At 70.6% G+C, this 21,681-nt stretch carries 24 protein-coding genes; 8 read left to right on the top strand and 16 right to left on the bottom strand.

What is annotated here, in order from left to right; genetic code table 11:
* Positions 1–20: 20 nt before the first annotated feature.
* From G6048_RS13555 to G6048_RS13540, 4 genes are all read right to left on the bottom strand, one after another.
* On the bottom strand, positions 21–1,046 hold the full coding sequence (locus G6048_RS13555; RefSeq protein ID WP_165339765.1) for an SDR family oxidoreductase: 1,026 nt from the start codon (positions 1,044–1,046) through the stop codon (positions 21–23).
* 72 nt (positions 1,047–1,118) lie between these two features.
* Positions 1,119–1,628 (bottom strand): winged helix-turn-helix domain-containing protein, encoded by a 510-nt coding sequence (locus tag G6048_RS13550; protein WP_165339764.1) that lies wholly within the window; start codon positions 1,626–1,628, stop codon positions 1,119–1,121.
* A gap of 335 nt (positions 1,629–1,963) precedes the next feature.
* Complete coding sequence (glnII, locus tag G6048_RS13545; protein ID WP_165339763.1) at positions 1,964–2,992, bottom strand: glutamine synthetase; 1,029 nt, start codon at positions 2,990–2,992, stop codon at positions 1,964–1,966.
* Between the two features lie 268 nt (positions 2,993–3,260).
* On the bottom strand, positions 3,261–3,689 hold the full coding sequence (locus G6048_RS13540; protein WP_235989709.1) for a MarR family transcriptional regulator: 429 nt from the start codon (positions 3,687–3,689) through the stop codon (positions 3,261–3,263).
* An 88-nt stretch (positions 3,690–3,777) separates the two neighbouring features.
* Here G6048_RS13540 and G6048_RS13535 point away from each other — a divergent pair, with 88 nt between their 5' ends.
* On the top strand, positions 3,778–4,632 hold the full coding sequence (locus G6048_RS13535) for an alpha/beta fold hydrolase (RefSeq protein WP_165339761.1): 855 nt from the start codon (positions 3,778–3,780) through the stop codon (positions 4,630–4,632).
* Positions 4,633–4,650: 18 nt separating this feature from the next.
* On the opposite strand, the gene G6048_RS13530 is transcribed toward G6048_RS13535, so the two are convergent.
* A complete protein-coding gene (locus G6048_RS13530) occupies positions 4,651–5,295 on the bottom strand; it encodes an RlpA-like double-psi beta-barrel domain-containing protein (RefSeq protein ID WP_165339760.1) in 645 nt (214 codons plus the stop codon).
* 406 nt (positions 5,296–5,701) lie between these two features.
* Here G6048_RS13530 and G6048_RS13525 point away from each other — a divergent pair, with 406 nt between their 5' ends.
* Positions 5,702–6,010, top strand: a complete 309-nt coding sequence (locus G6048_RS13525) for a hypothetical protein (protein ID WP_165339759.1) — start codon at positions 5,702–5,704, stop codon at positions 6,008–6,010.
* Between the two features lie 38 nt (positions 6,011–6,048).
* On the opposite strand, the gene pspAB is transcribed toward G6048_RS13525, so the two are convergent.
* The 3 genes from pspAB to glnA all read right to left on the bottom strand — a co-directional run bounded on the left by pspAB (position 6,049) and on the right by glnA (position 9,162).
* Positions 6,049–6,639: a PspA-associated protein PspAB gene (pspAB, locus tag G6048_RS13520; RefSeq protein WP_165339758.1), complete on the bottom strand. Its 591-nt coding sequence runs from the start codon at positions 6,637–6,639 to the stop codon at positions 6,049–6,051.
* Between the two features lie 5 nt (positions 6,640–6,644).
* The gene (gene htpX, locus G6048_RS13515; RefSeq protein ID WP_165339757.1) at positions 6,645–7,568 is read right to left on the bottom strand and encodes a zinc metalloprotease HtpX; all 924 of its coding nucleotides are present in this window, start codon (positions 7,566–7,568) and stop codon (positions 6,645–6,647) included.
* 184 nt (positions 7,569–7,752) lie between these two features.
* Entirely contained in the window at positions 7,753–9,162 is a 1,410-nt protein-coding gene (glnA, locus tag G6048_RS13510; protein WP_165339756.1) for a type I glutamate--ammonia ligase, read from the bottom strand.
* Positions 9,163–9,361: 199 nt separating this feature from the next.
* Here glnA and G6048_RS13505 point away from each other — a divergent pair, with 199 nt between their 5' ends.
* The gene (locus G6048_RS13505) at positions 9,362–9,829 is read left to right on the top strand and encodes an RDD family protein (protein WP_165339755.1); all 468 of its coding nucleotides are present in this window, start codon (positions 9,362–9,364) and stop codon (positions 9,827–9,829) included.
* A gap of 81 nt (positions 9,830–9,910) precedes the next feature.
* Here G6048_RS13505 and G6048_RS13500 read toward each other — a convergent pair whose 3' ends face one another.
* The 4 genes from G6048_RS13500 to G6048_RS13485 form a co-directional block, all read right to left on the bottom strand.
* Positions 9,911–10,612, bottom strand: a complete 702-nt coding sequence (locus tag G6048_RS13500) for a DUF4191 domain-containing protein (RefSeq protein WP_165339754.1) — start codon at positions 10,610–10,612, stop codon at positions 9,911–9,913.
* A gap of 60 nt (positions 10,613–10,672) precedes the next feature.
* The gene (locus tag G6048_RS13495; RefSeq protein WP_165339753.1) at positions 10,673–10,888 is read right to left on the bottom strand and encodes an SCO2195 family GlnR-regulated protein; all 216 of its coding nucleotides are present in this window, start codon (positions 10,886–10,888) and stop codon (positions 10,673–10,675) included.
* 278 nt (positions 10,889–11,166) lie between these two features.
* Positions 11,167–12,132 carry a lipoyl synthase gene (gene lipA, locus G6048_RS13490; protein ID WP_165339752.1) on the bottom strand — a complete coding sequence of 322 codons (966 nt, stop codon included), beginning with the start codon at positions 12,130–12,132 and terminating at the stop codon, positions 11,167–11,169.
* A 126-nt stretch (positions 12,133–12,258) separates the two neighbouring features.
* Positions 12,259–12,783, bottom strand: a complete 525-nt coding sequence (locus tag G6048_RS13485) for a CGNR zinc finger domain-containing protein (protein WP_165339751.1) — start codon at positions 12,781–12,783, stop codon at positions 12,259–12,261.
* A 25-nt stretch (positions 12,784–12,808) separates the two neighbouring features.
* Between G6048_RS13485 and G6048_RS13480 the strand changes: the two genes are divergently transcribed.
* Both G6048_RS13480 and G6048_RS13475 read left to right on the top strand, forming a co-directional pair.
* Positions 12,809–13,045: a hypothetical protein gene (locus G6048_RS13480; protein WP_165339716.1), complete on the top strand. Its 237-nt coding sequence runs from the start codon at positions 12,809–12,811 to the stop codon at positions 13,043–13,045.
* Entirely contained in the window at positions 13,039–13,677 is a 639-nt protein-coding gene (locus tag G6048_RS13475) for a LysE family translocator (protein ID WP_165339750.1), read from the top strand. The genes G6048_RS13480 and G6048_RS13475 overlap by 7 nt, the downstream gene beginning before the upstream one ends.
* A 19-nt stretch (positions 13,678–13,696) precedes the next feature.
* Here the strand turns inward: G6048_RS13475 and lipB are convergent, their stop codons facing one another.
* Positions 13,697–14,488: a lipoyl(octanoyl) transferase LipB gene (gene lipB / locus G6048_RS13470; RefSeq protein ID WP_165339749.1), complete on the bottom strand. Its 792-nt coding sequence runs from the start codon at positions 14,486–14,488 to the stop codon at positions 13,697–13,699.
* Between the two features lie 272 nt (positions 14,489–14,760).
* On the opposite strand from lipB, the gene G6048_RS13465 reads away from it, so the two are divergent.
* Positions 14,761–16,206, top strand: a complete 1,446-nt coding sequence (locus G6048_RS13465; RefSeq protein ID WP_165339748.1) for a regulator — start codon at positions 14,761–14,763, stop codon at positions 16,204–16,206.
* Positions 16,207–16,251: 45 nt separating this feature from the next.
* Here G6048_RS13465 and G6048_RS13460 read toward each other — a convergent pair whose 3' ends face one another.
* Together G6048_RS13460 and G6048_RS13455 are read right to left on the bottom strand one after the other, a co-directional pair.
* Positions 16,252–17,673: an NAD(P)/FAD-dependent oxidoreductase gene (locus G6048_RS13460; protein ID WP_165339747.1), complete on the bottom strand. Its 1,422-nt coding sequence runs from the start codon at positions 17,671–17,673 to the stop codon at positions 16,252–16,254.
* A 175-nt stretch (positions 17,674–17,848) separates the two neighbouring features.
* Complete coding sequence (locus G6048_RS13455) at positions 17,849–18,751, bottom strand: TIGR01777 family oxidoreductase (RefSeq protein WP_165339746.1); 903 nt, start codon at positions 18,749–18,751, stop codon at positions 17,849–17,851.
* A 115-nt stretch (positions 18,752–18,866) separates the two neighbouring features.
* On the opposite strand from G6048_RS13455, the gene G6048_RS13450 reads away from it, so the two are divergent.
* On the top strand, positions 18,867–19,355 hold the full coding sequence (locus G6048_RS13450) for a GNAT family N-acetyltransferase (protein WP_206341548.1): 489 nt from the start codon (positions 18,867–18,869) through the stop codon (positions 19,353–19,355).
* Between the two features lie 37 nt (positions 19,356–19,392).
* Here the strand turns inward: G6048_RS13450 and G6048_RS13445 are convergent, their stop codons facing one another.
* Complete coding sequence (locus G6048_RS13445; RefSeq protein ID WP_165339744.1) at positions 19,393–20,580, bottom strand: MarP family serine protease; 1,188 nt, start codon at positions 20,578–20,580, stop codon at positions 19,393–19,395.
* A gap of 253 nt (positions 20,581–20,833) precedes the next feature.
* Here G6048_RS13445 and G6048_RS13440 point away from each other — a divergent pair, with 253 nt between their 5' ends.
* Positions 20,834–21,649: a peptidoglycan recognition protein family protein gene (locus tag G6048_RS13440; RefSeq protein ID WP_165339743.1), complete on the top strand. Its 816-nt coding sequence runs from the start codon at positions 20,834–20,836 to the stop codon at positions 21,647–21,649.
* The last annotated feature ends 32 nt before the right edge of the window (positions 21,650–21,681 follow it).

The raw sequence follows: 21,681 nt of genomic DNA, 5'->3' as shown, positions 1-21,681 counted from the left end.
GCACGGGGGTTGGGCGCCGATCAGGGGGTGTTGCCAGGTACACCCCCACCACTCGCCAGCACCTTCGCCTCTACCTCCGGGTCGAGGCCCTTTTCCGGTCGGTCGGCGCGCTGAGGCGCCGTCCCGCCGAGGGACCGCAACCACGCCCACGTGTCCGTCACCGTCTCCTCGACGGGGCGGCAGTGGAGCCCTGTCGCCACGGCTCGTGACACGTCCGCGCTGTGGAGTGCGCCGTGCAGTTCGCTCTCCGGGAGTACCCAGACCGGCAGCTGCGTCCAGGGCTCGATGCCGGCGTCGAGGATCAACTCGGGGGCGGTCCAGCGGAGTTCGGCGTCGCCGCCCGTTGCCTGCACGCAGGCGTCGAGGAGTGCCTCCATCGTCGTATGCCCCTGCGGGCTGATGAGGTTGTACGGGCCGCTCAACTCCCGTTCTGCCGCCCCGAGTACCCACTCGGCGAGGTCGCGGGCGTCGACGTACTGGAGCGGCAGATCACGGGGGCCGGGTGCGAGGACGGGGCCGCCGCGGGCGATGCGGGTCAGCCACCACGGCAAGCGGCCGACGTTCTCGTACGGGCCGAGGATCAGACCGGCCCGTACGAGAACGGAGCGCTCCTCGCCGAAGGCGTCGACGGCGGCGAGCTCACCGCCGCGCTTGTCCCGCGCGTAGTCGGTCTGCTCCGCGTCCGCCGAGGCGCCCTCCACCGGGGGAGCGTCCTCTGTGTAACCGGCGGCAGGCGGCCACGCGTACACGGAGCAGCTGGACACGTAGACGTACCGGCCGGCGCGGTCCTTCAGCAACCGCGCCGCGTCCCGTACGGCACGCGGCGCCCACGACCAGGTGTCGATCACGACGTCCCAGTCGCCCTCGGCCTCCGCGAGCGCCGCGAGCCCGTCGGGCGCGGTGCGGTCGCCGAGCAGCGACCGCGCCCCGGCCGGAGGCTCGTGGCTTCCCCGGTTCAGAACGGTCACGTCCCACCCGCGAGCGAGCGCGGCCTCGACGACGGCCCGTCCCACGAAATCCGTACCGCCCAGCATCAGAAGTCTCATGCCTTCGACTCTGCACGGTCGCGGCGCGGGACGGAACGGGATTCTGCCGACAGAAGAGCGGCTACTCGACGGTCAACGCCCGGTCGGCGGAACGTACTTGTACCCCACGCGTCGTACCGTCCGGATCGTCCCCCGGTGCTCCGCACCGAGCTTGCGGCGCAGCCGGGCGATGTGGACATCCACGGTCCGGCCGTCGCCCACATGCCCGTAGCCCCAGACCGTGGTCACCAACTGATCGCGGGTGTGCACCCGGTGCGGATGCGCCACGAGGTGCGCGAGCAGCTCGAACTCCAGGTAGGTGAGATCGAGCGGCCGCCCGTCGACCTCGGCGGTACGCCGCGTGGTGTCGACGCGTACGGGGGAGTCGCCGCCCTCCGGTTCTTCGCGGTCCGGGGTGTCGTCCGGGGCCGTGAACGGCGGCAGGGCGGGCTGCTGGTCGGCCGGTACGAGTACCAGGTAGCCGACCATGGGCGGTCGGCCCGGCAGCTTGGGCAGGGTGTGCGGGGGAGCGGGCAGCAGGGTGGTGCCCGGCGGCAGGAGGTCCGCGACATCCGCGGACGGGAAGTAACGGGTGTTCGCCATGAGAGGTCAGCTCTTTCGCGCGAGAGGTTCGACGAGGACGTACGTCGTGTCGCGCGGGCCCAGGGCCGTGGAGGTGCGGCGTCAGCGGGCCGGCGCGGTCAGCGCGCGGCAACACTCACGGTCGTAGTCGTGGTGCTGACGGGAAGGCCAGAAGGGCTCGAGGTCGTGGCGACCTGTCGCGGGGTGCTTCTGAGGGCTGGCCATGGGCCAATTGAAACAGATGAAGCCGACAACGGTGAGGGGGCGCCCACCGTTTGTGATGGACGCCCCCTCACGGAGTCGTACGAAACTGCGTTGGTACGGCGCTGCGTTGGTACGGAGCCGAGTTGTACGGCTCAGACCTGGCCGGCCTTGTCCAGCGCCGTGCAGCAGGTGTCGACGATCAGACGCGTCACGACGTACGGGTCGACGTTCGCGTTCGGGCGGCGGTCCTCGATGTAGCCCTTGCCGTCCTTCTCGACCTGCCACGGGATACGGACCGAGGCGCCACGGTTGGAGACGCCGTAGCTGTACTCGTTCCACGGGGCCGTCTCGTGCAGACCGGTCAGGCGGTCGTCGATGCCGGCGCCGTAGTTCTTGACGTGGTCGAGCGGCTTGGAGCCCTCACCGAGCGACTCGCAGGCGGTGATGATCGCGTCGTAGCCCTCGCGCATCGCCTTCGTGGAGAAGTTGGTGTGCGCGCCCGCGCCGTTCCAGTCGCCCTTCACCGGCTTCGGGTCCAGCGTCGCGGAGACGCCGAAGTCCTCGGCGGTGCGGTACAGCAGCCAGCGGGCCAGCCACAGCTGGTCGGCGACCTCGAGCGGGGAGAGCGGGCCGACCTGGAACTCCCACTGGCCGGGCATGACCTCGGCGTTGATGCCGGAGATGCCCAGGCCCGCCTTCAGGCAGTTGTCCAGGTGCGCCTCGACGACGTCACGGCCGAAGATCTCGTCCGAGCCGACACCGCAGTAGTAGCCACCCTGCGCGGCCGGGAAGCCGCCCTCAGGGAAGCCGAGCGGGCGCGAGCCCTTGAAGAAGGTGTACTCCTGCTCGATGCCGAAGATCGGCTCCTGCGCGGCGAACTTCTCCGCGACCTCGGTGAGCGCGGCACGGGTGTTGGACTCGTGCGGCGTCATGTCGATGTTGAGGACCTCGCACATGACGAGCACGTCGTCGCCGCCGCGGATCGGGTCCGGGAAGGTGGCGACCGGCTTCAGCACGCGGTCGGAGGCGTGGCCCTCGGCCTGGTTCGTGGAGGACCCGTCGAAGCCCCAGATCGGCAGCGCTTCGCCCTTGGCGTCATCGGCCAGAATCTTCGTCTTGGAACGCAGCTTGGCCGTCGGCTCGGTGCCGTCGATCCAGATGTACTCAGCCTTGAAGGTCACGGGCCACATCCTTCGGGGTGGGTCTTATAGCGCTCGGTCGTCACGGGCGCGCGGCGCTGCGGCACTGGGGCGCCGCGGAGTGCGGCACAGGGGTGCCGCGGGGGTGACCGCAGCCTGTCAACAGGGGATTTCCCGATCATTGCCCGACTGTGAAGCCCGTGTTACCTGGTGCTTGTGCGCTGGGCGCCCGCCCTGAGAGCGGGTGGGCTCCGTCGTATACGAGGGAGTACGGGAACGGAGGAGGCAGAGCGAAGGCTGTACGGGAGCGTCACTCGCCCCCGGCCGAGGCCTCCCGCATTCCCTCCAGGAAGCCCCGGATCGCCTCCCGCTCCCGCTCGTCACAGTTCTGGAGCAGCTCCACTGCCTTCCCGATGAGTGGCCCGAAGAAGGACCACCCCAGTTCGACCGCCCGCTCGTCCACCTCGACGACCACCTTGCGCCGGTCCTGCCGGCCCCGCACCCGCCGCACATGCCCGGCTCCCTCCAGCCGGTCGAGCAGCGAAGTGGTCCCGGCCGAATTGAGCCCGAGCGCAGTACCGAGCCGCCCGGCCGTCATCTCCTCGTCGGCGCGGGAGGCATCCATGAGCTCGATCAGGGCGCGTACGTCCGTCGGGTGCATGCCGTTGTGGCTCGCGAACCGGGCGCTGTGCAGGCCGAGTTCGACCGTCACCGCTCGCAGGAGATGGACGATCTCCATCTCGGGGCCCTGGTTCCGCACGCGCCGCCTCCGGCTATCATCTCGCTCGTCGAATATCTCGCTCGGCGAGATAATACGGGAGGGCTCCATGAGTGCGTATGACAGTGACGCCTTTCAGTCGGCCTACGACAAGGTCATGGCCAAATGGCCCGCGGAACGGGAGGCGATCCGCGTCTCCACGCCGTTCGGTACGACGTACGTCAACGCCTGTGGACCGCCTGATGCGCCCCCGCTTCTCCTCCTGCCAGGAGGCGGAGGTGCGACCTCCGCCTCCTGGTACGCCCAAGCCGCCGACCTCGCACGTAACCGCCGCGTCCTCGCCGTCGACCTGATCGGCGCCCCCGGCCGCAGCGAACCGGCCGGCGACCGTCACCCCCGTACGGTCGCCGACCTGTCCGCCTGGCTGGACGCGCTCCTGGACCGCCTCGGTGTCGAGGCGGCGGACATGGGCGGGCACTCGTACGGCGGCTGGATCGCCCTGCAGTACGCGCTGCTTGCCCCTGCCCGGGTGCGTCGCCTGTTCCTTCTGGACCCGACCCAGTGCTTCGCCGGGTTCAAGGCGGCGTATCTGCTGCACGCCCTGCCCATGCTGCTGCGTCCCGCACCTCATCGTGTCCGCGCCTTCCTGGAGTGGGAGAGCGGGGGAGTGCCCCTCGACCCCGACTGGCTCCACCTCCAGGAGGCGGCCGCCGGCTTCCCCTCCGTGAAGCCGGTGACCGGACCTCGTCCGAAGCCGGACGCGCTGCGGGGCTTGGAGGTGCCGGTCCTGCTGTGCCTGGCCGGGAACAGCAGGACTCATGACGCGCGCGACGTGGCGGCGCGGGCAGGCGGGCTGTTGCCGCGCGTGGAAACGGGCGTACTGCCTCGCATCTCGCATCACGCGCTGCCGCAGTCCGCACCCGCCGAACTGGTCCGCCGCCTCACCGATTTCCTCGGCGGCTGACTCCTCGGCGGCCGAGCCTCATCCCACCTTCTCGATCAGCGCCCGACGGATCAGGAATTTGCCGGGCTCGCGGACCTGCTCGAACGCCGCGTCGTTGAGCAGGGCGCAGCTGCCGGAGGTCGAAGTGACCTCCACTGTGGTGGACTTGTTGTTGTCCAGGTTGGTGACCTTCAGCTGGGTGCCGACTGGGAACTGGTTGCTGGACGCGGCCGGGGCGCCCGCCTCGCCGGAGAGTGTGACGGTCGAACCCGTGCAGACCTGCTCACCGCCCTCTCCGTCGGCGACCCCCGTCGCGTCGCCGGAGGTGTCCGCGGGAGCCGAGGCCGGCTGCTCGGCCGGGGTGTCCTGAGCCGACTCCCCGGGCGTGCAGCCGGAGGCCTCCTGCTTGCGCTCGATCTCCGCGATGACCGCCTCCCGGTTGGCGATCCGGGCCTCGGACTGTGCGTCAGGGTTGGCGCGCTGTCCCTCGATGAACTTCTCGTTGTTCCCGAGCGCCGTGGCCAGCCCCTCGCAGACCGCCGAGGACTGCGCCTGACCGGCCGGCGCGGCGTTCGAGGTGGCCGCCAGTGCGAAGGCCCCGCCTCCGGCGACCGCCACGGCGCTCACCAGCAACGCGAGCTTCTTCTTGGGGTCGAGCGTTCTCTTGCGCGATGTACGCGGCATGGTGCGCCTCCTGTCTCCGGTGCCCTGGCGGCGACCGGTCGGGAACGGGGAGTACGCCGCTATGTACGAGATACCGAACACAGTTACTCGACGGTTAACACGAGTCACTCAAGTGGCTTAGATCACAAAGGAAGTTGAGTAATTCCTCTCCTGGTCGAGCGCGGTCCGGGCAAGGGGCGCCGCCCTCCGTGCGCACGCCGGCGATGGCTTTGTTCGAATTTGACGCCGCCTCACGCGCACCTCGCGGACCTCGCGTGACACTCTGCCAATTTCCTTGTTCACCTGGGCTTTTGGCGGCTTTTCGCGACCTCTGTGAAGTGTCTCGATGTCAGTGGCGGGCAGTAAACTGGTAGCAGTGTTCGAGGGCGCCGACGGACGGCTCCCTGACCGCGACAGGAGGATGCTCGTGCCCGCTGCCGCACTCTTCCCGCTGCCCACGCAGTCCACAGCCAAGAGGCCGGTTCCGCTGGACCTGCCGTACGAGCCCGTCGAGAAGCGGCCGCTCCCGCCGGGGCGTCCGCGTGACTGGTACATCACGCACAACCGGCGCCTCAAGGCGATGCGGCTCGCCATCGCTTTGCTGGACTCCGGTGTCTACCTGCCCAACCAGGCCCGTAACGAGAAGATCCGCAGCACGGCCGAACTCATCGGCGTCCACCCGCCGTCGGACACGACGTGCCACATGGTGCGGGCCCTGATGCGTTACGCCCGCTGACGCCTCCGGGGTGGGCGGGGTGCCGTTCAAGCCGGCGCTCAGAGCCCCGGCGCACCCCAGACAGGAAACCACCGGCTCAGATCCGGCTCCAACCGCAGGTCGTTCGCGAGTACGGCCCTGACCTGCAACTCCAAGGCGTTGCCGCGCCGTTCCCCGCCCCCGGGGAGCGGCGCGAAAACGTAGAAGCTGCCCCGCTTGTAGAGGTAGACAAGCCCGAGCGGCCGCCGCTCATCGCCCCCGCTTCGGAAGCCGACCACCGAGCACAGCAACTGCGGCCCGAAGCCGCTGCCTTCCAGCGCACTGTTCACCGCGTGCAGATCACCCACCAGCGCGGGCAGGTCCTCCGGCGACCGCCGCGAGACCAGCCACGTATACCCGTACGAGTCCCGGCTCACCTCCACCGGAGGCCCCGTCCGCTCGGCATCCGCGTCCAGCAGCGCCCGCACTTCCTGGCGTACGTCCTCGAAAGCCGCCCCTTCGACCGTCGCGAAGCACACCGAGCCGTGCCCGGTCGGCGTGAAGCCGGCCGCCGCCTCCAGGGTGACCGCGGCCGACGGCAGCGCGAAGAGCTGGTCGAGGTCGGGTGCCACCGGCTTGCTGCGGCCCAGCAGGATGTCCAAGAGCCCCATACGCGTCAGCCCGCCTTCCCGGAGTACGGCGACTCCCCCAACTCGCCGGAGATCCGGCCCAGTTGATCGAGCCGCTCCTCCAGGCTCGGGTGGGTCGAGAAGAGCCGCTGGAGTCCGGGCGTCCTGCCGAGCGCGGGCGTGAAGTAGAAGGCGTTGAAGGCCTGCGCGGTCCGTAGATCACGCGTGGGGATCTTGGAGATGTCGCCGGTGACCTTGGTCAGTGCGGAGGCGAGCGCCGAGGGGCGGCCGGTGAGCATGGCCGCGGCGCGGTCGGCGGCCAGCTCCCGGTACCGGGACAGCGCCCGGATGAGGAGGAAACTGAGCGCGTAGACGGCCGCGGACACCGCCATCACCGTCATGAGCACGACGGCCGTGTTCTGGTCCTTGCGGCCGTGCCCGCCGAAGACCTGCGAGTAGAACACGAACCGTACGACCAGGCCCGCGAGCACCCCGAGGAACGAGGCCACGGTGATCACCGCGACATCGCGGTGCGCCACATGCGACAACTCGTGGGCGAGCACACCCTCCAACTCGGCGGGCTCCAGCCGCCGAAGCAGTCCGGTCGTCACGCACACGACGGCGTGGTCGGCGTCGCGCCCGGTGGCGAAGGCGTTCGGCATCTCCATGTCGGACACGGCGACGGCGGGCTTCGGCATGTCCGCGGTGGCGCACAGCCGGTCGATCACCCCGTGCAGCTGCGGGTACTCCTCGCGCTCCACAACCCGCCCGCGCATCGCGAACAGCGCGATCCGGTCGGAGAACCAGTACTGCGCACCCAGCAGCGCCGCCGCGATCACCACGACCAGCACCCACGACTTCAGCAGCACGATCAAGGCGGCGACGAACGCCACGTACAGCAGCCCGAGCAGGAACACCGTGACCCCCATCCGCGTGTTCAACCGCCGGTCGGGCTGGAATCGGCTCCGCATCACGATCACCCCACACATCGGGCACTCGTCCCGATTCCAGTGTGCAGCGGTATTGCCATAACCGGATCCCGATCTTCCCCGCACTGGGCAAAGGGACGGCGCGGCCCAGGCAAAGAACGACGGAGCCCCGCCGCTGCCGGTGAAGGCGGTGGCGGGGCTCTGAAGCCAGAGGCCTACGCGTCGATCACACGTCGAAGTACAGCTCGAACTCGTGCGGGTGCGGACGCAGCTGCAGCGGAGCGATCTCGTTCGTGCGCTTGTAGTCGATCCACGTCTCGATCAGGTCGGACGTGAAGACGTCGCCCTGGAGGAGGAACTCGTGGTCGGACTCGAGGGAGTCGAGGACGGCCGGGAGCGAGGTCGGGACCTGCGCGACGTTCGCGTGCTCCTCGGGAGCCAGCTCGTACAGGTCCTTGTCGATCGGCTCGGCCGGCTCGACCTTGTTCTTGATGCCGTCCAGGCCGGCCAGCATCAGGGCCGCGAAGGTGAGGTACGGGTTGCCGGAGGAGTCCGGCGCCCGGAACTCGACGCGCTTGGCCTTCGGGTTCGAGCCCGTGATCGGGATACGCATGGCCGCGGAGCGGTTGCGCTGCGAGTAGACCAGGTTGATCGGGGCCTCGAAGCCGGGGACCAGGCGGTGGTACGAGTTCACCGTCGGGTTGGTGAAGGCCAGCAGCGACGGGGCGTGCTTGAGGATGCCGCCGATGTAGTAGCGGGCGGTGTCCGACAGGCCCGCGTAACCGGCCTCGTCGTAGAACAGCGGGGAGCCGGCCTGCCACAGCGACTGGTGGACGTGCATGCCCGAGCCGTTGTCACCGAAGATCGGCTTCGGCATGAAGGTGGCCGTCTTGCCGTTGCGCCAGGCGACGTTCTTCACGATGTACTTGAAGAGCTGGAGGTCGTCGGCCGCGGCGAGCAGCGTGTTGAACTTGTAGTTGATCTCCGCCTGGCCGGCGGTGCCCACCTCGTGGTGCTGACGCTCGACCTGGAGACCGGCCTTGTTCAGCTCCAGGGAGATCTCGGCGCGCAGGTCGGCGAAGTGGTCGACCGGCGGGGTCGGGAAGTAACCGCCCTTGTAGCGGACCTTGTAGCCGCGGTTGTCCTCCAGCGCACCGGTGTTCCAGGCGCCCGCCTCGGAGTCGATGTGGTAGAAGGCCTCGTTCGACTTGGTCTCGAAGCGGACGCTGTCGAAGATGTAGAACTCGGCCTCGGGACCGAAGTACGCGGTGTCGGCGATACCGGTCGAGGCGAGGTACGCCTCCGCCTTCTTCGCCACGTTCCGCGGGTCACGGGAGTACTGCTCGCCCGTGATCGGGTCGTGGATGAAGAAGTTGATGTTGACCGTCTTGTCGCGGCGGAAAGGGTCCACCCGCGCGGTGGACAGGTCGGCCCGAAGCGCCATGTCCGACTCGTGGATGGCCTGGAAGCCGCGGATCGAGGAGCCGTCGAAGGCCAGTTCCTCGCTCGGGTCGAAGGCCTCTGCCGGCACCGTGAAGTGCTGCATCACGCCAGGCAGGTCGCAGAAGCGGACGTCTACGAACTTGACGTCCTCGTCTGCGATGAACTTCTTGGCCTCGTCGGCGTTCTGGAACATCCAGCTCCTCCTACTCCCGACCGTCCGTGCCGGGGTGGTAGTTCGTTCGTGCGGCCAGTGCGGTGGCACACGCTGAGACCCGACAATAGGGACGGGTGGTTTCTCGAGCGTGACCCATTTGTTTCGCCCAAGTTAACCGACCCCGGCCCGGCTGACCCCACCCGTCCGCATATCAAAACCAGGGCAGTACCGTGGACGCGTGGACAACAGGCAAGCAATCGGATCGTGGCTCTCCGGCCCGCGCGCGGCCGCGGAGGAAGCCGGTGCCGACTTCGGATACCGCGGCGAGCAGCTCGGCCTGCCGGAGTCGGGCCCCGGCTCGATCGCCCGCCCCGGCCGACGCCTCGGCGCCCTCGCGGTCGACTGGGGCCTGTGCCTCCTGATCGCATACGGGCTGCTCACCGACGGCTACAACCAGGCGACGGGCAATTGGGCGCTCCTGATCTTCTTCGTGATGAGCATCCTGACCGTAGGCACGATCGGCTTCACCCCCGGCAAGCGCCTCTTCGGCCTGCGAGTCCTCACCCTGGAAACGGGCACGGTCAACCCGCTGCGAGCCCTCCTGCGCACGGCTCTGCTGTGCATCGCCATCCCCGCCCTGATCTGGGACCGCGACGGCAGGGGCCTCCACGACCGCTTGGCGCGCACGGTAGAGGTCAGGATCTGACGCCTTCCGTACGACCGTCTCCCGTACGACGTTGGGGGCGCCCGGAGTGATCCGGGCGCCCCCAACGTCGTACGGGACAGGTCAGCGCATCTTGGGGCCGCCGCGCGGCATCCGCATCCCCTTGGGCATCGGGCCCTTCGGCATAGGAAGGTTCGACATGATGTCGCCCAAGGCCCGCAGCCGGTCATTGGTCGCGGTGACCTGAGGGCCGCTCAGGACCCGCGGCAGCTTGAGCATCGTCGTACGGAGCTTCTTCAGCTCGACCTGGCCCTCGCCGGTCCCCACAAGGATGTCGTGGACGGGCACGTCCGAGACGATCCGTGCCATCCGCTTCTTCTCGGCGGCCAGCAGCCCCTTCACCCGGTTCGGGTTGCCCTCGGCGACGAGCACGATGCCGGCCTTGCCGACGGCCCGGTGCACCACGTCCTGCTGGCGGTTCATCGCCACCGCCGGAGTCGTCGTCCAGCCACGCTTCATGTTGTCCAGCACCGCGGCCGCCGCTCCCGGCTGTCCCTCCATCTGCCCGAAGGCGGCCCGCTCGGCCCGCCGTCCGAAGACGATCGCCATCGCGAGGAAGGCGAGGAGGAAGCCGAGAATGCCGAGATAGACCGGGTGACCGATCAGGAAACCGATCGCGAGGAAGACACCGAGGGTGCCGATTCCGACTGCCGCGAGCACAAGACCGATCTTGGAGTCGGCCCTGCGCGTCATCTTGTAGGTCAGAGCGATCTGCTTGAGTCGCCCGGGGTTCGCAGCGTCCGCTGCGTTGTCCTTCCTCGCCATGCCGAGAAGTCTACGTGGCGCGGGAAGTGCCGACGACGGCGGTGCCGTGTCGGCGGGCGGTCACGGGCGAGGGGCGAACGACGACTGTACGAAGGACTGGTCCAGGACGCGCTGCGCCTCGACCCTGTCCTTGGCGCGGCGGCGGTCCTCCATGACAGAGGTCCATGCGTTGCGGCGGGCGGTGCGCTGGCCGCTGCTCATGAGGACCGACTCGACGGCACGGAGTGCATCGGTGAAAGACGGAATCGCTGTGGCGCGTACTGGCGCGGCCTGCATGATGGAGGTCCCCCCTCGGGTGATCGCTCTGGGATGAGTCTGTACGTGGCGTGAGAACAGAGTCACTGAATGGTGTTACCAGGGCATGACCAACCGGTCAAACGCCAATGAAGCCTTGATACGAGGCCCGAAAACGCCGACGCGGCCCTGACGGTGGCTCCCATCTGCGGGAACGGTCAGAACCGCGTCGTATCGGACACTACTCACGGGTAATGTCTTGTGTGCGGATTCACACGATCAGCTGGCACTGCGTGCCATCGCGCAGGTCGTACGAGATCTCAGACGGCCTGCGAGGCGACGTACGCGCCACGCTTCTCGATGGCCATCTGGTACAGCCGTCCGGCGCGGTACGAGGAGCGCACCAGCGGCCCGGACATCACGCCCGAGAAGCCGATCTGCTCGGCCTCCTCCTTCAGCTCCACGAACTCATGCGGCTTGACCCAGCGCTCCACGGGGTGGTGGCGCACGGTCGGGCGCAGGTACTGCGTGATGGTGACGAGCTCGCAGCCGGCGTCGTGCAGCTGCTTGAGCGCCTCGCTGATCTCCTCGCGGGTCTCGCCCATGCCGAGGATCAGGTTCGACTTGGTGACCAGGCCGTAGTCGCGGGCCTCGGTGATGACCTTCAGGGAGCGCTCGTAGCGGAAGCCGGGGCGGATGCGCTTGAAGATGCGCGGGACCGTCTCGACGTTGTGCGCGAAGACTTCCGGGCGGGAGGAGAAGACCTCGGCGAGCTGGGCCGGCTCGGCGTTGAAGTCGGGGGCGAGGAGCTCGACCTTGGTTCGGCCCGCTTCGCGGTTCGCGGTCTGGGCGTGGATCTGGCGGACCGTCTCGGCGTACAGCCAGGCGCCGCCGTCCTCCAGGTCGTCGCGGGCGACGCCGGTGATCGTGGCGTAGTTGAGGTCCATCGTGACCACGGACTCGCCCACGCGGCGGGGCTCGTCACGGTCCAGCGCCTCCGGCTTGCCCGTGTCGATCTGGCAGAAGTCGCAGCGCCTGGTGCACTGGTCGCCGCCGATGAGGAAGGTCGCTTCGCGGTCCTCCCAGCACTCGTAGATGTTGGGGCAGCCCGCCTCCTGGCAGACCGTGTGCAGGCCCTCGCTCTTCACGAGGTTCTGCATCTTCGTGTACTCGGGGCCCATTTTCGCCCGAGTCTTGATCCACTCGGGCTTGCGCTCGATGGGGGTCTGGCTGTTACGGACCTCCAGGCGCAGCATCTTGCGTCCGTCGGGGGTGACTGCGGACACGACCGGCTCCCTGTGCTTCGATTCGTAGGCGTTCACCAGGGTACGCCTTGCCTCCGGCGGTCGAACGGGGCGCCTACGGGGCGCGGATTGGGCCCGTACGGAACGACGGTCGGCACGAAGACGGCCTTACCGCTGGCGCTTGCGGTCGCGGTGTGCGGAGACGTGGACGCGGGTGGCGCACAGGCGGGAGCAGTATGCGCGGCGGCCGTTGCGGGAGGTGTCGACGAAGACGGCGCGGCAGCCTGGTGCAGAGCAGTGCCCGAGGCGGCAGGGGTCGGTCTCGGTGAGGACCAGGGCGAGGCCGGCCGCGGTGGTGGCCTGTACGCGCGTGACGACGTCGGCGTTCTCGTCGGCGTAGTGCAGGTGCGGTGGCTGGCCGTCGTGGGTGGACACGTACGGGCGGGCCGCCGCGTCGGTCAGCAGCCGGTTGACGGCGTCGACCTGTTCCGGCCTGGTGGGGGCCGTGAACGCCTCCCACAGGCGCAGGCGCCAGGCCAGCAGGAGCTGGAGCTGCTGGTCGGTGAGATCCGAGCGCGCCACCCGGTGCTCGGCCAGCAGCGTCTCGACCGTGCCGGTGTCGCACCGGTCGTCGAGGTTGGCCAGGGCCGCCGCGAGCAGGGCCGCGTTGCCGCCGTAAGCGTTGAAATGCATTTAGTCATTGCATCACGCTCACGGCATGACTTCTCACGGCATGACCTCTCGCGGCATGACTTCATGCCTCTTCCTCGACTTGTCGAAGCATTCGACATCCCTGGGCTGGGTGCGCTACCAGCGCTGCGTCTGCGGTCGCCTCCGTGTGCTGCTGGCCGGGGATGTCCTCAAGGACGGGCCCGCGCCGCCCTGCGGGCCGTGGCCCGAAGAGTCGGTGACAGCGCTCGTACGGGCAGCCGGTGGCGGTGAGCCGGCGTGCTAGGGCTCAGCTGGGCCCAGTTGGGCTCCTTCGTCGCGCTGTGCCTGGTCCTCGCGGCGACTCCGGGCGCCAATCTCACGGTCGTACTCGGCTGCGCGCGACAGGGCGGTCAGCGGGCCGCTGTCGCCGCCACAGTCGGCTTGACGCTCGGCAAGGTCTTCTGGGCGGCGGGCTCCGTGCTCGGGCTCGCCACGCTGCTGGCGACCTCGCGCGTGGCGTACGACACGCTCCGGTTGGCAGGTGCGGCGTACCTGATCTGGCTGGGCGTGCAGTCCTTGCGCTCGGCCCGGCGGCGGTCGGATGTCCAGCTGCCCGAGGGGGCGGCGCCCGAGCTGTCCGCGTACGGCGGGTTCCGCCGCGGGCTGATCGGTGACCTGCTCAACCCCAAGGTGGGGATCTTCTACACCACCGTGTTCCCGCAGTTCATCGGGCCGGACGACGCGGTCGTCCCGGCTGCGGCCGCGCTGCTCGTGGCTCACGCGGCGGTGCTCATGACGTGGTACCCGGGGACGAGCTACGTACTGACCCGGGTGGGCCGCCGGCTCGCGAGACCCGGGCTCTCGGCAGTGCTCGACCGGCTCATGGGTTCCGTACTCATCGGGCTCGGCATCCGACTGGCCGTCGTTCCGCTCTGAGATGGCCGGCCGCGCCCCTTCACTCGCCTGCGGTGACCCGCGGCCGCAAGTCCGCGTTCTCCAGCACTCCCCGCAGGTGCTTCTCCGCCACCGGCAAGACCTCCGCGATCGTCACCTCGCGACCCAGTTCGTGGGCCAGTGAGGTGACGCCCGCGTCGCGGATGCCGCAGGGGATGATCTTGTCGAAGTTGGAGGTGTCCGGGTTCACGTTCAGGGCGAAGCCGTGCATCGTGACGCCCTTGGCCACGCGGATGCCCATCGCGCAGATCTTGCGGTCCTCGCGGCGCTGGCCGGCGTTCGAGGGGGCGTACTCGGGGCCGTTGAGGCGCGGGTCGAACTCGTCGTCCGTGAGGCGTGGGTCGAAGTCCAGGGAGAGTCCACCGAGGGGCGGGCGCTGTTCCACCGGGTCGCCGAGGACCCATACGCCCGCGCGGCCCTCGACCCGCGAGGTCTCGAGGCCGAAGTCGGCGCACACGCTGATCATCGCGTCCTCGAGGCGGCGCAGATGGGCGATGGCGTCGACGGGCCGCGGCAGCTTCTGGATCGGGTAGCCGACGAGCTGGCCGGGGCCGTGCCAGGTGATCTTGCCGCCGCGGTCCACGTCCACGACCGGGGTGCCGTCGAGGGGGCGCTCCTCGGGGGCGGTGCGCCGGCCGGCCGTATAGACCGGCGGGTGCTCCAGGAGCAGACAGGTGTCGGGGATCTCGTCCTGGAAGCGGGCGGCGTGCACGCGGCGCTGCTCGTCCCAGGCCTGCTGGTACTCGACGGCGTCCGCTCCGAAACCCATCCGGACGAACCGCAACTCACCCACGGCAAACGCCTCCCTGGAAGACCCGTAAGGCGCGTACGCGCCCCACGCCACTGTACGTCCGGCCACGTTCCAGCCGAATTCGGCCCTGCCGACCTCGCGGACCCGGTCGGTCCTGCCTGCCCGGCGCCCGGCGCCCGTCACCCTTCGGCCAATCCTCACACGATCGGATGAATGCGTATCGAAGCCTGCAACCGTGCGCTTACAGACGGCTACATTCGCGCCGTTCACGAGGCCATTTCCCGAGGCCTGGAAGGCAGGAGTTCGCACCGCAGATGACGGAACGACCCGCGCAGCGCACCCCCAACCGTCAGCTCGCCGCACTGATCGCAGAAGCGGGGTTCTCCAACGCGGGACTAGCCCGTCGCGTGGACCAGCTCGGTCTCGAACACGGGCTTGATCTGAGATACGACAAGACGTCGGTGACCCGCTGGCTCCGCGGCCAGCAGCCGCGCGGCACGACACCCGCACTGATCGCCGAGGTGTTCACCCGCCGGCTCGGGCGCCGGCTCTCGGCGCAGGACCTGGGCCTCGACGCGTGCGCCCCCGTGTACGCGGGGCTCGAGTTCGCGGCCACGCCCGAGGAGGCCGTCGACATCGTCAGCGGGCTGTGGCGCAAGGACTCCGGGAGCCACGCGGAACTGCGCAAGATCGCCTTCACCCCGGCGGGGCTCGTCGTGCCGAGCCGGGACTGGCTGATCGGGCGGCCCGACGACCGGGTGAGCCGCGCCGGGGACCCCACGGTCGTAAGGGTGCCCGCGCAGGGCCGCCCGGGCGCCCTGCCCCGGCAGCGCCCGGAGACCGACCGCGAGCCCGGGCAGCGGGTGACCGCGGGCGACATCGCGGCGCTGCGGAAGGTCGGAGAGCTGTTCCGGGCGCTGGACCACGCCTATGGCGGCGGCCACGCCCGGCAGGCCCTGGTGCGCTACCTGGAGCACGAGGCGGAGCCGATGCTGCGCGGCACGTACGGGGAGCAGACCGGGCGCCAGCTGTTCGCCGCCGCGGCCGATCTCACCCGGCTCGCGGGCTGGACCTCGTACGACATCGCCGCGCACGGACTGGCCCAGCGGTACTTCGTGCAGGCGCTGCGGCTCGCGCAGGCGGCGGGGGACCGGGCGTACGGGTCGTACGTCCTGGTGACGATGAGCCGGCAGGCCGTGTACCTGGGCCACGGCCGGGAGGCGGTGCAGCTGGCGCGGGTCGCCCAGCAGGGCGTGGGCTCCTCCGGGCCGCCCGTCGTGCAGGCGCTGCTGCACGCGGCCGAGGCGCGCGGGCACGGGGTGCTCGGCGAGGTACGGGCCTGCACGGCGTCCCTAGTACGCGCCGAGCGGGCGCTGGAGGCGGCCCGGCCCACCGACGACGTCCCGTACTGGGCGCGCTTCTTCGACGAGGCGCAGCTCGCGGACGAGTTCGGGCACTGCCACCGGGACCTCCAGCAGTACCGCGCCGCCGCCCAGCACGCCGAACGGTCCCTTCAGCTCCGGGCTCCCGGCTATGCCCGCAGCCGCCTCTTCTGCCGGATCGTCCTCGCCACCGCCCGCCTCGGCCTCGGCGAACTCGACCAGGCCTGCCAGCTGGGCGCGGAGGCGGCGGTCCAGGCCGCCGAGATGCGTTCAGTGCGGGCGGTGGAGTACGTACGGGACTTCGAGCGGCGGCTGGAGCCGTATCGGGACGCGGGGCCCGTGCGGGGGTACCGCGACAAGGTGGCTGCCCTGAGATAGGGCCAGGGGGAGGCCCCGCCCCGCGACGGGCCTCCCCCTGACTGGTCATGCGGCCCTGGGTAACGGGGCCGCGGTGTAGGCCGAACCCGCGCCGAAGTCCGTCAGCAGGGCCGTTGCCGCGCGGTGGCCCGAGTGCAGGGCGCCCTGGACCGTGCTGGTGTCGCGGTGGTCGCCGCAGACGTACAGGCCGTCCAGGAGGCGGACGGGGCGACGGAGGTCGTGCGGGGGTGGCATCGCGGGGACGGCGTCCGGGGTGTGGTGGACGGCGAGGAGTTCCCAGCGGAGCGTGGACGTGCCGTAGAGGTCGGACAGGTGGGCGCGTACGACCCGGTCGGCGTCCGGAGGCGGTGCGCCGAGGATCGTGGACGAGACCAGGGCGCGGCCCGCGGGGGCGCGGGACGGGTCGATCTCGCTGAGGACGGCGGTGTGGGCCACCGGGCCGCGACGGTCCGCGTCGAGGAGCAGCCCCGCTCCGGCCGGGGGCACCTCGTCGGGCGTGTGGTGCACCACCGTCACCGGGTGGAACGGCGGCACCCGCAGGCCGGGCAGCAACTCGGCGGCCGCGCGGGCGCCGGTCGCCACCAGGACGGCACGGCAACGGAGTTCGCCGTGTTCCGCGGTGCGTACGGACGTCGTGGACACGGAGGTGACGTGCACGCCGGTGCGGACCGTCCCGGGCGGCAGGGCGCCGGCGAGCAGCTCCGGCAAGGTGTCGGCGCCGCCCTCCGGGACGCACAGCCGTCCGGCGGCGAAGGCGCGCAGCGCCAGGTCCGCGCATCGGCTGGACGTCGTCAGGTCCGGGTCGCAGAGCAGTGCGGCCAGCAACGGCCGCAGAAAGCCCTCGACGGTACGGGCGGGCATGCCGCGCGTCGCCAGTGCGTGACCGGCCGGCCGGTCCGGTCGGGCCAGCAGGCGTTCCACCGGGGCGGCGGCGATCCGGCCGAGCGCGGCGGCGAGCCGTGCCTGGTCGACGGCGCCGCCGAGCGGTGGGAACGTCCGTGGCAGGGGCGGGGCGGTGGCCTGTGGCGCCGCCGCCCGGTTCACGGCTCCGTCGGGCGACGGCCCTGCACGCCGGGCGGCACGTGGCCTCCGGGGGGCGGTCACAAAGGCGCGTGCCGCGCCGAGTGCGCCCCGTGCGCCCCCGGCGCTCGCCGTGCTCCCGGGCTCGCCCGCCCGGTGCGTCCGCCCGTCGGCGTGGACGAGGACGCCCGGGGCGAACGGGCGCAGGGTCAGGGCGTCGAGACCCGGAGTGAGGCGTAATTCCGGGTACGCGGTGGACAACAGCTGGCCGATCCGGTCGAGCCGGAAACCGTCGACCTTCTCGGTCGACATACGGCCGCCGACGTAAGGGGCGGCCTCCAGGACTACGGTCGTTACTCCTGCGCTGGTCAGCCTGTGGGCAGCCGAGAGTCCCGCGACCCCGGCCCCCACGATGACGACGTCCGCCTGATAAGCGGGCTCAAGCACGTGCCCCTCCTCGAGGTCGCGCGGCTCCTGGGGACGTCATGCCCCCGACAGGCTTCCGGAATTCCGGAGTTTCTGGAGGAGGTTAGGACGGCGGGTGGTCTTGCGGAGTGGCGCGTGGGTGGCGCACGGGTGCGCGGGTTGCCGCCGGCGGCTGGGGAAAGGAAACCCTCCCACCTCAGCCGCCCCGCGCCGCCCGGATCGCGTCCTCGATCCCCGGGAACGCGAACGAGAAGCCCGAGTCCAACAGCCGCGCGGGCAGCACCCGTTGGCTGCCCAGCACATCCCCGGCCAGCTCGCCGAGGGCGAGCCGCAGTGCGGGCGCGGGCACCGCGAAGAGGGTGGGCCGGTGCAGCACGCGGCCCATCGCGGCCGTGATCTCCCGGTTGGTGAGCGGCTGCGGGGCCGTCAGGTTGAACGGCCCCGACAACGACTCCGTGTCGAGCAGATGCCGCAGCGCGGCCACCTCGTCGTGCAGCGCGATATACGACCAGTACTGCCGTCCGTCACCCAGCCGCCCGCCAAGCCCTGCCTTGAACAGCGGGAACAGCCGCCCCCAGGCCCCGCCCTCGGCGGACACCACCAGACCGGTGCGCGCGAAAACGGTCCGTACGCCCGCCTCCTCGGCCGGCGCCGCCGCCTCTTCCCACTCCACGCACAACGAGGGCAGAAACCCGTCCCCGGGCGGCGAGTTCTCGTCCACGGCCCGCTCGCCGGTGTCTCCGTAGAAGCCGATCGCGCTGCCGTTCACGAAGACCCGCGGCAACGGGGAGAGGGACGCGGCCGCCTCCGCCAGCGCCGCCGTGCCGAGTACCCGGCTGTCGCGGATCTTCCGCTTGTACGCGTCCGTCCAGCGGTGGTCACCGACCCCGGCCCCGGCGAGGTTCACCACGGCGTCGCAGCCGCTGAGCCCGGCCGCGTCGACGTACTGCCGCTCGGGATCCCACTCGACCTCGTCCTTCGCCCGGGGCGTACGGCGCACCAGCCGTACCACCTCGTGCCCGTCCGCGGTCAGCGACCGCACCAATGCCGCACCGATGAGACCGGACGCCCCGGCCACGGCGATTCGGGAAGCTTCCATGCCCCCATCCTCCGCCCACGGTCTCCGGGCCATCGCGCCGTAGCCCCCGAGCGGCCCCGGAGCGTGCCGAAAAACACCGGACGACAGCTCGCGCACCCGCCGTACAGTGACCTCCATGCCCGCCTTGCACATACGCCCCGCTCTGTTCGAAGACGAGGACACGCTGGGCCGGCTCGACCGTGCGACCTGGTCGTATCTGCATGCGGTCAGGCCCCGGGAAGAGCCGCCGTACGAGCCGTTCTTCGGTGACCGCTACGGGCCCCGCGACCATCTCGTCGCGGAGCTGGACGGTCGCCTCGTCGGCTATGTGCGACTCGGTTTCCCCACCCCGCTCGTCTCGAACGCACACGTACGGCAGATCCAGGGCCTGGCCGTCGCCGAGGAGGCGCGCGGCCTCGGCGTGGGCCGGGCGCTGATCCGCGCGGTGATCGCGGAGGCCCGCCGCCAGGGCGCCCTGCGCATGTCGCTGCGCGTCCTCGGCCACAACACCCCGGCCCGCAAGCTGTACGAGTCGGAAGGCTTCGTCGTGGAGGGCATCCAGCCGGGGGAGTTCTACCTCGACGGGAAGTACGTCGACGATGTGATGATGGGCCGCAGTCTTTGAGCGTCTTTCAGGGCGGTGTCGGGGCCCCTGCCGACGCTCAGGGCGACGTGACCGGGTCGCCCGTGTCCACCGGCGTCGACGACCTCGCCGCCCGCTGCGCGTCCTCCGCGACCTCGTCGGCGGTCAGGACGTAACCCGTCTCGACGTCGCTCGTGGACCGGGCGAAGACGACCCCGAACACCTTGCCGTCCGTGGTCAGCAGGGGACCGCCGGAGTTTCCGGGCAGGACCGTGGAGCGGATGGAGTAGATCTCGCGGGTGACGATCTCGGAGCCGTAGATGTTCTTGCCCCTGGCCTGAATCTTGTTCGCGACGGTGGCCGCCTGGAGGTCCAGGCCGCCGTCCTGCGGGTAGCCCGCGACCACGGCCGGGTCGCCGCGGGTGGCGCTGTTGTCGAAGGGCAGGACGGGGGCTTCGAGGTCCGGTACGACGAGGACGGCGACGTCCTTGTCGGGGTCGAAGAGGACGACCCGCGCCTCGTACGCCCGGCCCGTGCCGCCCACGCGTACGGTCGGCTCGTCGATGCCCGCCACCACGTGGGCGTTCGTCATCACATGCTCGGACGCGTACACGAAGCCGCTGCCCTCGCGGCCCTGGCCGCCCGCGACGCCCTCGACCTTCACCGTGGAGCGCGTCGCGGCCCGGTTGGCCGCCGCGGTGACGCTGTCCCCGGAGGGCTTGGCGACGCTCGTGGCCGGCTCGCTCTCGAACGGGTTGAAGACCTGCGGGAATCCCGCCTCCGTGAGCGCCGAGGTGGCGCGGGAGAACCACGCCGGGGTCGTCTCCGGCATGGCGCTCTGCACCGTGCCGAGCAGCGAGGAGCCGCGGATGGCCTGGCTGAGGACGGGAGAGGCGGAGGCGGCGAGCACGCTCGCGGCGACCCAGGACACCACCAGGACGGCCACGGTGTTGGCCGCGGCCCCGCCGACTCCGTCGGCGATGCGCAGGGGGCCCCGGTCCAGCTCGCGGCGCAGCCGCAGGGCCAGCCGTCCCGCCAGTTCGTGCCCGACCGCGGCCGGCACCAGCACGGTCAGTACCGCCGTGATCGTCGCCGTCGTGGTGCCCGCCGTCACCAGATCCATCATCCAGGGCAGCACCCATACGCCGATGACGGCGCCGCCCACGAAGCCGGCCAGCGACACGCAGCCCGCCACGAGCCCGCGCCGGTAGCCCGACGCCGCATAGAGGAGGATCACCAGCAACAGCAGGATGTCGAGCAGGTCCACGGAGCACCCTTTCTCTTGGGCCCCTCAGTACGTGCGCCGCGGGCCCAGTGATCAGGCACGCGTGCGTGGAGCCCGTAAATCGGCCACGCGCGCGTGGGACTCGGCTGCACCCTCCGGGGGGCAATCCCCGGACCCCAGCCGGAATCCGCGCACGTGCGTGGAACCAAAGAAACGTGCAGAGTCCAGGTGTTGGTTCCACCGGGTGGCACAGCACACATCGCGGAAGGCACGGGTGTCCCGGAGAGTGAGCCTCATGTGTGTCTTCCGTGCACCGCTGTCGCGTCTGCCGCGTGCGGTGCGGGTGGCTCTCGTCTGTCTGCCCGGCCTCGCGGCCGTCGTCGCGCTGGTCCTCTGGGCCGTGGGCGCCGACCGGACGCCGACGGGCGCCGGACGGCCCGCCACGGCGCGGACCCCCGCGGCACACCGCGCCGAACGGCCCGCCATCGTGCCCAGGGAGCGCTGGCTCGGCGACGCCGCGTACACGCGCCCGCCCGCCCGGTACGCCGACCGCGTCCTGGCCGTGTTCGTGCACCACACCGACTCCCCGAACGACTACGACTGCGCCGACGTGCCCCGCATCATCCGGGACCTGTACGTCGGTCAGGCCGGAGGCCGGGCCTGGGACGACATCGGCTACAACTTCCTCGTCGACCGCTGCGGCACGGTCTACGAGGGCCGGGCGGGCGGAGTCGAGCGGCCCGTCGTCGGGGCGCACACCCAGGGCTTCAACGTGGGTACGACGGGAATCGCGGCGATCGGCACCTTCACCGCCGGAGTGCCGGTCCCCCAGGCCATGACCGACTCCATCGCGGCCGTCGCGGCCTGGAAGCTGGGCCTGCGCGACATCGACCCGCGTTCCCCGGTACGGCTGGTCTCCACGAACAGCATGAGCAGGTACCGGGCGGGCGCCCCCGGAACGTTCGCGGCCATCGCCGGCCACGCCGACGGCTACTACACCGCCTGCCCCGGCGCGGCCCTGACAGCCCGCCTCCCCGCGATCAGGGAACGCGCGGCCCACCTCCAGGGAAGGCAACGGCTCACAGCTACACCACAGCCTGCTCACCGCTGACCCAGAGCCCTGCCTCCTGGCGTCGAAGCACG

Source organism: Streptomyces ureilyticus, from assembly GCF_011045025.1.
Taxonomy (GTDB): domain Bacteria; phylum Actinomycetota; class Actinomycetes; order Streptomycetales; family Streptomycetaceae; genus Streptomyces; species Streptomyces ureilyticus.
Note: the sequence above shows the minus strand (reverse complement) of the source record. Positions and strands in the feature narration are given on the sequence as shown.